Origin of the sequence: Aldersonia sp. NBC_00410, from assembly GCF_026342035.1 — a bacterium.
Taxonomy (GTDB): Bacteria; Actinomycetota; Actinomycetes; order Mycobacteriales; family Mycobacteriaceae; genus Aldersonia.
The window spans coordinates 256,274-267,360 of record NZ_JAPENM010000002.1 but is presented as its reverse complement, the minus strand read 5'-3'; the positions used below and the strand labels follow the sequence as shown (position 1 = coordinate 267,360).

General features: G+C 69.7%; 12 protein-coding genes. All 12 read left to right on the top strand.

What is annotated here, in order from left to right; all coding sequences use genetic code 11:
- Window positions 1-16 precede the first annotated feature (16 nt).
- Genes OG921_RS04875 through OG921_RS04815 form a run of 12 tightly spaced genes read left to right on the top strand, consistent with a single transcriptional unit; the run spans window position 17 to window position 11,073 of the window.
- Window positions 17-772, top strand: coding sequence for a DUF6668 family protein (locus tag OG921_RS04875; RefSeq protein WP_266111247.1), 756 nt, complete (start codon window positions 17-19; stop codon window positions 770-772).
- 41 nt (window positions 773-813) lie between these two features.
- Window positions 814-1,104, top strand: a complete 291-nt coding sequence (locus OG921_RS04870) for a hypothetical protein (RefSeq protein ID WP_266111615.1) — start codon at window positions 814-816, stop codon at window positions 1,102-1,104.
- A gap of 48 nt (window positions 1,105-1,152) precedes the next feature.
- Window positions 1,153-1,428, top strand: a complete 276-nt coding sequence (locus OG921_RS04865) for a hypothetical protein (protein WP_266111246.1) — start codon at window positions 1,153-1,155, stop codon at window positions 1,426-1,428.
- Window positions 1,429-1,450: 22 nt separating this feature from the next.
- Window positions 1,451-2,107: a hypothetical protein gene (locus OG921_RS04860; protein WP_266111245.1), complete on the top strand. Its 657-nt coding sequence runs from the start codon at window positions 1,451-1,453 to the stop codon at window positions 2,105-2,107.
- Complete coding sequence (locus tag OG921_RS04855; protein ID WP_266111244.1) at window positions 2,104-2,982, top strand: hypothetical protein; 879 nt, start codon at window positions 2,104-2,106, stop codon at window positions 2,980-2,982. The genes OG921_RS04860 and OG921_RS04855 overlap by 4 nt, the downstream gene beginning before the upstream one ends.
- Complete coding sequence (locus OG921_RS04850; RefSeq protein WP_266111243.1) at window positions 2,958-4,475, top strand: hypothetical protein; 1,518 nt, start codon at window positions 2,958-2,960, stop codon at window positions 4,473-4,475. Before OG921_RS04855 ends, OG921_RS04850 begins: the two co-directional genes overlap by 25 nt.
- Window positions 4,472-5,971 carry an SCO6880 family protein gene (locus OG921_RS04845; protein ID WP_266111242.1) on the top strand — a complete coding sequence of 500 codons (1,500 nt, stop codon included), beginning with the start codon at window positions 4,472-4,474 and terminating at the stop codon, window positions 5,969-5,971. Before OG921_RS04850 ends, OG921_RS04845 begins: the two co-directional genes overlap by 4 nt.
- Before the next feature lie 14 nt (window positions 5,972-5,985).
- Window positions 5,986-7,710 carry a hypothetical protein gene (locus OG921_RS04840; RefSeq protein WP_266111241.1) on the top strand — a complete coding sequence of 575 codons (1,725 nt, stop codon included), beginning with the start codon at window positions 5,986-5,988 and terminating at the stop codon, window positions 7,708-7,710.
- Window positions 7,707-8,030: a hypothetical protein gene (locus OG921_RS04835; protein ID WP_266111240.1), complete on the top strand. Its 324-nt coding sequence runs from the start codon at window positions 7,707-7,709 to the stop codon at window positions 8,028-8,030. Before OG921_RS04840 ends, OG921_RS04835 begins: the two co-directional genes overlap by 4 nt.
- A gap of 4 nt (window positions 8,031-8,034) precedes the next feature.
- Complete coding sequence (locus OG921_RS26600) at window positions 8,035-9,678, top strand: M23 family metallopeptidase (protein ID WP_323182689.1); 1,644 nt, start codon at window positions 8,035-8,037, stop codon at window positions 9,676-9,678.
- On the top strand, window positions 9,675-10,286 hold the full coding sequence (locus OG921_RS04820; protein WP_266111239.1) for a hypothetical protein: 612 nt from the start codon (window positions 9,675-9,677) through the stop codon (window positions 10,284-10,286). Before OG921_RS26600 ends, OG921_RS04820 begins: the two co-directional genes overlap by 4 nt.
- 28 nt (window positions 10,287-10,314) lie before the next feature.
- A complete protein-coding gene (locus OG921_RS04815; protein WP_266111238.1) occupies window positions 10,315-11,073 on the top strand; it encodes a hypothetical protein in 759 nt (252 codons plus the stop codon).
- The last annotated feature ends 14 nt before the right edge of the window (window positions 11,074-11,087 follow it).

Here is an 11,087-nt window from a genome sequence, read left to right as displayed (position 1 = left end):
AGGAAAGGAGAATCCGATGCCGCATCCCATGCCCCACGCACCCATCGACGGCGACCAGCTCGGCAACGACGAGTTCGCCAGTGCCGATGTCGTTGTCGGCCCCGCCGGGCGCGACGACGCCCGCATGACCCGGTTGCCCGATCCGGACGCAGCGGGGGCGGGGTTTGCGGTGCGGGCGCCGCAGTTCCGGTTGCCGGTGTGGGACCGCCCGGTCCCGCACGGGCAGCACCGTTCCCCGGCGGTGTGGCTACTCGGCGCGCACGGCGGTGCCGGGGTGTCCACGCTCGCGCACGTGCTCGCCCCCGCCGGTGAGGCCGGGGGACGGTGGCCCGCGCACTACCCGGAGGAGTCACCGTTCGTGATCCTGGTGGCCCGCGAAACGGTACCCGGCCTGTTACGCGCCCACGGGCTGCTGCGTCAGCACGCCGCAGGCCTGGCCGGCCCCGCGCGGGTACTGGGACTGGTCACCGTCGCGGACCGGCCCGGGCGGATCCCGGCCGCGGTCCGCCAGACCCGCGACCTGGCCGCCGGGCTGGTCGAGCACGCCTGGCGCGTCGCGTGGATCGAGCAGTACCCGCTCACCCACGACGTGACCACGTTGCCGGTCTGGTCCCCGCTGGACCCACCGCCTGTGAAACCGGCACCGAAGCACACACCCGTCGTGCCGCGCGAGGTGACCGCCCTCGGGGCCGCGATCCACGACGCGCTCCGCACCGCGCTCGATTTCCCCGACACCCCACCGCGTTCCACCCGAGAAAGGCGCTCGTCATGATCCTGCACACCCTGCACGCCAGCACCGACACCGTGCTCGCGATGCACAGTTACTTCGCCCAACAGGATCCTGCCCCGGTGCAGGGCGTGATCGGGGACCTGAGCCCCGAGGCCCCACCGGGATCGAACGGGTTCCTCCGGCTGATCCGTTGGCTCATGTGGGCCGTGCTGCTCGCGGGTGTCGCGGCACTGATCTTCGCCGGAGGGAAGTTCGGGTGGGAGAAATACAACGGCGGCACACTCGAGTCCCCGAAGATCGTGCTCGGCGCCCTGGTCGGTGGCGTGATCGCCACCGCGGCCGGCACGATCATGAACGCGGTCATCCTTCCATGACCCCGCCGACTCGACGCGCGCTCTCACCCCGGGTGGGGTGAGCGGGTCGTGATCGTCCTGGCCGACACCGCAACCCAGCTCGTCGCGGTCAAGCAGCTCCCCCCGGAGGTTCTCGACCCGCTCAAGCAGGTGGTGGGCTGGCTGCTGTGGCTGGTGTGTGCGGGGATGCTGGCCGGCCTGATCTGGGCCGGTGGGCGGCTGGCCTACCAGCGCCAGCACGCGCCACACGAATCCGCGGCCGCCACCTCGATCGTGATGATCCTGATCGCGAGTGTGATCGCCTCCTCCGCTGCCGGTATCGCTGCCGCCCTGCTCACCTTCTGACCCCCGGAAAGAGACACCCAACATGGCTGCCCGATCGACCCGCCCTCGCCTCGCGCTAGCCCTGGCGATCACGGCCACAGCCGTGATCGCGGCCGGGTGCGGCGACGCCGGTGATACGCAAAACACCGATGCGGCAACACAGGTGGAAGCGGCGGCGCCGGACATCACCGCGGCACCGGCCGGGTTGCGGTGGGAGCCGTATCAGGGCATCGCGCTGCCGTTCTCGAACACCGACGGCCCGGCCAGCACGACGGGTGGCGCGGTCGGCGGGTTCGGGCACACCCCGCAAGGCGCGGCACTGGCGGCGATCCAGCAGTCCACCCGCATCGGGGTCGCCCCGGACGCGCAGTGGGCAGCGGTCCTCGCCGCCGGCGCCGCACCCGGAGCGGAGCGAGACAGCTTCGCGGTCAACCGGATGCAGGTCTCCATCACCGCCCCGGTCGTCGCCGCCGAGGCACCGACGATCCGCGGCTACCGGATCGGTGACTACACCCCGGAGCGAGCCATGGTGACGGTGTTCACAAGCTTCCCCGACACATCGAGGGCCGCAACTGATGTCGCTGTGGTGTGGTCGGACGGGGACTGGCGGCTGATGCTGCCCGCGGGGGACAGCGCTGCGGCGGTGCGATCGGTCGACACGATCCCGTCCGACCGATTCGTCGCACTGGAGGCACCGTGAGCACACCACCCGAAACCGACACCACGACCGACCCCGACGCACACGCCACGCGGCGGATGCTGTCGCTGATCATCTCCGCGGCCATCGTCGTGCTGGTCGTCGTGGGCGGCACCATCGCGATCCTGATAACCCGCCACGACAACACCGAGCCCGCCGCCGCCGCGCCACCGGCCGCGGCGCCCACGCAGACCGACCGGGCCGATTGGGGCACGCCATATCTCGACCCGATCGGGCGCCGGGTCGAGACACCACCGAACCCCAACGGTGTTGCCCTGCCACAAGACGAGCCGCAGCGCCCGCCGCGCGGAGGACTGGATCACTGCCCCGCCACCGCGCAGGACACGGCCGGGACGGCGTTCTGCACCAGCCCGCCCGCCGGGGTCATGTGGCAGCAGGTCGACACCGTCCCGATGCCGTTCTCCACCAGCGACGGACCCACCGCCATCGACGGCGAAATCCCCACCGGATTCGCACAGACACCCCAAGGCGCAGCCCTGGCCGCACAGCAACTCATCGCCAGGTTGGTTGCCACCAAGGACGCTGCGATCGCGATCACCGAGCAGCGTGTTGTGTTCGACGACCCAACGGAACGGCAAGCCCGCCTCGATCGGTACGCGAAGACGACCGACTGGCCACCGATTCCACTGGACCGCATCGAGGCATACCGCGTCGCGTACTGGGCACCGGACTACGCCGCAATCGAAATCGCCAGCCGCCCCTACAACAACGACACAGCCGGCGAATGGACGACGGGCCGGCTCGACCTGCTCTGGCGCGACGGGGACTGGCAACTCAAAGCAGGTCAGATCCCGGGAGTTCCCTCCGGCGGCACCACGATGAACCTGACGGGATGGACGGAATGGCCCGGAAAATAATTCTCGCCCTGCTCCTTTCACTGGCGATCCTGTGTGGTGCGACCCCGACCGCGGTCGCCGAACCGGAACCCCCGCCAGCACCTTCCGCGCCCGCCGACGATGGAGGCGGAGTCTGCCAGACCGTCGGCAACGCAGTCGAGAACTTCTTTGGCTTTCCCGGCATTGGTGAGGTGCTCGGCGGCGGTGTCACGGCGGTGTGTGAGAACCCGGGGAATCCGGTGGGTGCGGTGGGGGACGCGGTGACCGGGGTGGCGGGGGAGGTGTGGGACTCCTCGTTCGGCAAGATCGTGCAGTCGCTGATGTCGGGCTTGGGACAGATGATCATGCTGTCGATGTCGTGGTGGATCATGCTGCCCAGCCCGGACCTGCAGAACATGACCGCACTACAAGCCATTTCGGAGTACACGTTCCAGATCCAGCTGATCCTGCTGACGGTGTCGATCATCTTCGTGGCCTTCCGGCTGGCGAACGCACGCCGGCACGCGCTGCTCGACGAGTCCGAGGAGGCCTACCGCGGCCTGGTCCGCACGGTGCTGTCCTCGACATTGGCCGCGGTCCTGATCGCGACCCTGACCAAGGTCGGGGACGGGTTCGCGACCTGGGTCGTGATGGAAACCTCGGGTCAGAACCCGATGAAACTCGTCGCGACGATGCTGTCGCTGACTTCCTACAACACCGCCGCCCCGGGGTTGATGCTCGTGATCGCGGTGATCGGCATCCTCGGTGCACTCATGCAGGCGGTGCTGCTGGTGGTGCGCCAGGCGATGCTGATCGTGGTGGTCGCCGCACTACCGATCGCCGCTTCGGCCGGCGGTATGGAGGTCGGCAAACAGTCCTACCAAAAGCTGATCGCCTGGATCATCGCCTTCCTGCTGTTCAAACCTGTTGCGGCACTCGCCTATGCGGTGGCGTTCCTGTCCGCCACCAGCGGCGACGCCACCCCGGGCGGTGCGGACGGCAACCCGACCGGCCCCGCGTTTCAGCAGGCGCTGCTGGGCATGGTGCTGCTGATCTGCACCGCTTTGATCCTTCCCGCGCTCATGCGCCTCATCTCACCCGCCGTCTCCGCCGCCGGTAGCGGCGGTTCCGGTGCGGCCGCGACCGGCGGCGCGCTGATGGCCGGTGCCGCACTCGCGACCGGCGGAAAAGCGCTCGCCGCAGGCAAAGCCGCGGGTGCGGGCGGGGCGAGTGGCGCGTTTTCCGGCGGCGGCCCGACCGCCGCGATCGCGAGCGCAGGCGGCGGAGGCGGCGGGGGAGCGCCACGCCCGAGTAGCGCACCGCGACCGCAGAACCCGCCACCACCCTCGGCGGGCGGCTCCCGCCGCCCCGGCGGCGCCGGGACCGGCGCGGAAGCCGGACCCCGCAAGGGCCGCGGCTCGGCGGCCGCACGGACCGCAGGTTCGGGACTGGTCAACGCGGATCGAGCCAGCCGTGAAAACGACGAGCGCAACCAGGGCGGCACCGACATGGGAAGGCACACGATCCGGCAATGACAGCCACATCGACACCGCCACAGAACGAGGGCCTGCTGTACACGGGGTGGACGAAACCCCGCTCCGCCGGCCTGTTCGGCATGACCTGGGCCACCACCTTGACCTGCGGTGTCCTGGTGGTGGTGTCGATGCTGACGATGATGTTCGCGGGCCCGAAGATCGGGCTGGGCGTACTGGTCGTCTCCGGGTTGATCGTGACACCGCTGGTGTGGACACGTGAGGGCCGCAGCGGCTACGAGGTGAGCTCGCTGCGGGTGCAGTGGCACCGCGGCCGCGGATCCGGGTCACACATCTACCGGTCCGGGGTGTTCTCCGAAATCCCCGGCGGCAAAACACGTCTGCCGGGTCTGCTGGCCCCGACGAAGCTGTACGAAGGCACCGACATCGCGGGCTGGACGTTCGGGATGATCCACATGCCCGCCACCCATTGCTACACCGTGGTGCTGCGCGCCTGGCCCTCGGGTGACGAACCGGTCGATCAGTCGGTGATCAACGGCTGGGTCGCCGAATGGGGCATCGCGCTGGCCTCGATGGGCCAGACCAGCGACGTGCCCCAGGTCGCCGTCGTGATCGACACGATCCCCGAGACGGGTAACAAGCTCCTCGGGGCGGTGCGGCGGTTGATTCATCCCGACGCCCCCGAGCTGGCCAGTGAAACGCTGTATCAGTCCGCGGAAATGCACGTCAGTGAAACTGTGGGGCTGGAATGCCGTCTGGCGGTGACGTTCACCGCGACCACCGATGCCCGGCGGAAGGACCCCGCCGAGCAGGCCGTGGAGATCGGGCGGCGACTGCCCGGGTTGTGCGCGGCGATGCAGACGGCCGGGGTGGCGTTGCGCCCGATGCCGGCCGCCGAAGTGATTGCGTTCGTGCGCCGATCCTTCGACCCGGCAGCGCAGTTGGCCCTCGAACACGCGGATTTGGCCGGGAACTCGCATGGGCTGGACTGGTCCGATGCTGGTCCGGTCGCGGCCGAGGAACGCTTCGATCACTACCTGCACGACGGCGCGCAGTCGGTGACGTGGGAAATGGACACCGCCCCGATCGGTGCTGTCGACGAGGGCGTGCTGCGGCGTCTGCTCGCCCCCAACGCCGAGATCCCCCGCAAGCGGGTGGCCCTCTTCTACCGCCCGCACACCGCCGGTGACGCGGTGAAGATCGTCGACATGGACTTCAGGGACGCACTGGCGGCCGAGCAGTCCGGGAAAGGTCTGGCCGCGGCGTCGGCGTCGATCAAGGTGGAGCACACGGGCCGCGCCCGCGAGGAGCAGGCCCGCGGGCACGGCCTGGTCCGGTTCGGGCTGCTGATCACCGTCACCGAACCCCTCGACGGGGATCTGCCCGCGGTCGAGGCGATCACCCGCGACCTCGCGGTGCAGTGCCGGTTGAAGATCCGCCGGACCTACCGGTATCAGGCCGCGGCGTTCGCGGCGTCCCTCGGCGTGGGCGTGATCCTGCCCGACCACGCCACGGTGCCCAACTCGCTGGCCGGATAAGGAGCCGATCCCCGATGGTGAAGGTCCTCGACGATCCGAAACGCGCGGCCTACCGCGCCCGGACACATCAGCCCGGGCCGCGCGGGGCGTGGGCGCGGTGGAAGCTGCACATCGACGACAACCGGCGCCGCAACGCCGCTGCCGCCGAGCGCGCCGCGATCGACACCACCGAGGCACCGGCGGGGCGGAAGTTGCTGCGGCTCACCTCACATGGTTACCGCGGCCGCGGTGGCGGCGCGACCCGCACCGTGGGCCGGGTGCCCGAATACCGCGCCACCACGGTGCAGGCTCCCGGCTTGTGGCCGTGGGCGGTGGGTGCCGGATCACCGTTGGTCGGCACCCCGATCGGGCCGCGGCTGGGCACACCGAATGCGCGCACGGTGTGCATGGACCTGCTGAACTGGCTCACGAACGGATTCATCACCGCTCCCGTCGGATTCGTGCTCGCGCTCAACGGGTTCGGCAAATCCACCTTCGTGCGCCGCCAGGTCCTCGGCACCGTCGCGCAAGGAGTGACCAACCTGATCCTGGCCGACGTGCGCCCCGACTACCGGGCCCTCGTCGAAGCGCTCGGCGGGCAGGTCGTGGACCTCGGCTACGGCTACGGACGGGTCAACCCCCTCGCCGGCGGAGTCCTCGGCTCGATCATCCCGCTGCTGTCGGGTGACCTGCAGCGCCGGATGCGCCAGGAGCTGCGCGGTCGCCAGGTCGAAACCGTCTCCGCCCTGCTCGAACTCATCCGCGGCCGCCGGATCGAGGACTACGAGGAGACCATCATCGCGACCGGACTCCATCTGCTCTACACCGAGAAGGGATTCACCCCCGAGCGGCCGCCACTGCTGTCCGACATGCTCGCACTGGTCGACGAGGGCCACCCCGAACTGATCGCCGACGCGGGCGAAGACGACACGATCGGCTACCGGACGGCGACGAAGAACCTGCGCCGCAGCCTACGGGCTCTGATCCGGGGCCGGTTCGGCGAAATCTTCAACGGCCACACCACCACCGAGATCGACATCGACGCGATCGCGGTGTGCATCGACGTCTCCCACATTCCCCAGGGTGACAAGAAACTCAAGGCCGCGGTCATGCTGGTGTGCTGGGCCGACGGGTTCGCCGCGATCGAGGCCGCGCACGCCCTCACCGACGCCGGCCTCGCCCCACAACGCCTGTTCCAGGCCGTCATGGACGAAATGTGGGACGTCCTGGGCCTGGGGCCGTTCATGACCGACCGGGTCAACGCCGTGACCCGCCTGAACCGGCGCGACGCGACCGCGCTGTGGATGATCCTGCATTCACTGGCCGACCTGGAAGCGGTCGAGTCCCGTGCCGATGTGAACAAGGCAATGGGGTTCTTCGAACGCGCCCGGGTCAAGGTGATCGGCCCGGTCCCGGAAAAAGAGATCGACCGGCTCGACAAACTGTGCCCGTTCACCGCGACCGAACGCGCGATGGTCACCCGCTGGTCGGACCCGCCGCCACTGATCGACGACCCGAAACGCGCCGGCGATCCCGAGCGGGTCGCCGCCGGAGTCGGGAAGTTCCTCATCAAATACGGCGAAGGCGGACGCCCGGGCATTCCGGTGCAAGTGCTGCTCACCCCCGCAGAACGCGACGCGGAGGTGCACGCCACCAACAAGCGCTTCGACGACTTCGGCATCGCCGGCGGCGGTGCCGCCAAGGTCGGTACGGAAGTCGATGAGGCGCACCACCACAACGGTGCCCAGGTGACGCTGTGATCCCCGCACGGCGTTACCGCGACCTGTCACCCGAACTCCGGGTCACCGCGGTGGAGAAGGTCCGCATGCTGTCCCCGCAGGTGTCGAGCCGGTGGCGCGCAATCCAACTTGTCGCCGAAGCGATCGGAGTCAGCCCGAACACGTTGCGATCCTGGGTGAGCGCGGCCCCCGAACCGGTTCCGACCCGCGCCGCGGACGACGGGCGCGCCGAACGGGAACGGACCCTGCAGCTCGCCACCCAGGCCGAGCTGATCCGCGACCTGACCGCCGGCCCGCAGACCCGGACCGACAAGCCACCGATCCCGCACGGCGCGTGGTGAAGTCGTGAATGCCACGAAGCTGATCGCGGCCATCCTCGCCCCGGTGGTCGGGTTGACGCTGATCGTGCTTCTGGTCCTGGTCCCCGCCGCCCTCGACAGCGGCTGCACACCCGGAAGCGGCGCCCCCAGTTCCACGGGAAATCCGTTGCTGCCGCCGGGATCGACGGTGAAACCGGTCGACCCGGCCCTGGTGAGGTTCACTTCCGGTTTCGGGATGCGCGGCGGCGCACCACATCAGGGCATCGATCTCGCCGGTGACCCGGGCACCGCGATCTACGCCTACACCGACGGCGTCGTCGCCGAGTCCGGGCCCGCGTCCGGGTTCGGTGACTGGATCGTGCTCGACCACAACCTCAGTGGACTACCCGCCTCCACCGTGTACCGGCACATATTCGCCAACGACCTACTTGTCCACACCGGTGACCAGGTCCGCGCCGGTCAGCAGATCGCCAGGATCGGCTACAACGGGGCCGTCGACCCGCCCGGTCCACCCGGGGCGCACCTGCATTTCGAACTCTGGCAGGGCGGCACCCGCCTGGGCGGCGGGCACGCGGTGGACCCGAAACCGATCTACGACACCGCGCCAGCGCCCGGCACCGGACCCCCGCCACCCGCGCCCGGATCACCCGCACCGGCCACCCCCGCCCCGTCACCGTCGGGGGCGGAGCTCGCGGCATTGCCCGCGTCGGTCGGCAGTGAAACCCATTGGCAGATCGACACGATCCGCATCGCACGCGCGGTGCACGCAAAGTACCCGCAGATCCAGACCATCGGCGGCTGGCGAGCCTCCGACCCGTATCCCGATCACCCGTCCGGGCGCGCCGCCGACATCATGATCCCCGACTATTCCTCGGGTGAAGGAATCGCGCTCGGCAACGCGGTCGTGGACTACCTGCTGTCCAACGCGGATGCCTTCGGCATCGACTACCTGATCTGGCGCCAGGAATACATCCCCGCACACGGAGAGCGCAACCAGATGGAGGACCGCGGCGGGGCCACCGCCAACCACTACGACCACGTCCACGTGACCACCAACGGGCACGGCTTCCCCGGCGGGGACCTACACCTGTACGCCCCCGAAGGCGGTTCGGGTACCTACAGCCCCGGCCAGGCCACCAGCGACTGCACCCTCGACCCCGGCGCCCCGGTCGGCGACGACCTCGCACCGGGCAGCGTGCCACCGCAGTTCGCGCCCTGGCTGCGCAAAGCCGGCGCGATCTGCCCGCACATCAAACCCTCACTGCTCGCCGCGCAGATCCATCAGGAGTCCGGCTTCAACGCCACAGCGGTCAGCGGCAGCGGGGCACAGGGCCCGGGACAGTTCATGCCCGAAACCTGGCCGTCCTACGGCCGCGACGACGACGGCAACGGACAGGTCTCCCCGTTCGACATCGGCGACGCAGTGATGGCACAGGGCCGCTACATGTGCGCAATCGCCGCCGCGATCGACCCCGCCATCACCTCCGGGAAGGTCAAAGCCCCCAACGGCGCCGCCGAGCTGTATCTGGCCGGCTACAACGCCGGCGAGGGCGCGGTCCTGTCGGCCGGCGGATTCCCCAGCGGATCAGCCGATTACGTGAACCAGACCCGGCCCTACGTCGACACCATCCTTGCCAACGAACCGAAATACGCGGCGGTGAACCAATGACCACAACCATTCGCGCCCGCCCGCGCCCGCGCGCGCGAGGACTCGCCACCCTGGCAGCCGCCACGCTGGCGGTGCTCGTCCTCGGGGCCACCTCGGGGTGCGGGAACGACAACCCGACGCCAGCACCGCCGGCGGCGAGCATGGTTGCCGGCGAGCAGGGAAACGACGCGCACACTCCGCTGCCCGACCCGCTCGCCGACGTCACCAGCGCCCCCGGCCGCACCGCCGAGCAGGCCCTTGCGGCGATGTTCTCCTGGCAACCGGCCACCGATCCCGGCCCGGCCGCTGCGGTCGCGCGTGCGTTGCCCTATCTCGGTGGGCAACTCGCCGCCGCGGCGACCGTCACCCTCGACGCGCCGCTGCTCCCCGCGCAGTGGGCGGCCTGGTCACGCAGCCACGACACCATCACCGCGGCAGCCACCACCCGAGACACCGACCCCCGATCAACCGAGACCGCCACCGAGGCCACGCAGGTGGTCGATGTTCGGCAGATCGTGTTGCACGCCAACGGCCAAGCCACCCCGCTACCGGCGATGGTCGCGATCGCCGAACTCGACCACACCGCCGATGGGTGGCGGCTCGTCGACTACCGGCTCACCGGACAGTGACCACCCTTCGATCGAGAGGAAACGCTCCATGACCGAGCATCACGACGTCGACCACGGCGGCCGGGAACTGGCGCAGATGGCGGTGAAAGCGCTCAACGCCGCCCAATCGGCGCTGGATTCGTACGCGCGCCTCGCCGAACGCCGCGTCCAGCAGACCGACCGCGCCCACCGGCTCGCCGAGGAGCAGCACCGCAACGCCGAGCGCGAACGTGAAACCGCGGCGCGTGAGGTGGAACGAAGGCAGCGGATGCAGGCACGCGAGCTACAGATGGCGGAGTCCTCACAGCGGATGGCCGAGCGGGAGCTGCGCATGGCCGACGCCGATCTGGCCGCCCAGTGGGCAGCCGCGGACCTGCAACGCGATACCGACCCTGCGGCCGCAGCCACAGCGGCGGACCGGCTGCGCGAACGCGGCGTCGACATCGACGAGGCCCGCGTCCAAGCCGAGCGTGAACGCGAACAGGCCGAGCGTGACGGTACGTCGGCGCCGATGACCGACACCGAGGCGGTCGCCGCCGCGAAAGCCGCCGAATACGTCACCGCTCAGATCGAGGAACAACAGCACGCGCAGACCGACCCGGCCCAACAAGCCGAATCCGCCCAGGCCGGTACCGAGCAGGTTGAGCCTGAACTGGATGCAGCCTATGTCCGCGACCTTCTCGACGACGCCGACCCGTGGCGCAGCGAGGTCACCGATATGACGATGTGGCCCACTGATTTCTCCGAACCGACACCGGAACCCGCGCTGCTCGCAGACACCAACCGCGAACAGGGAGTTGGGCTGTGACGCCATCAAGTGAG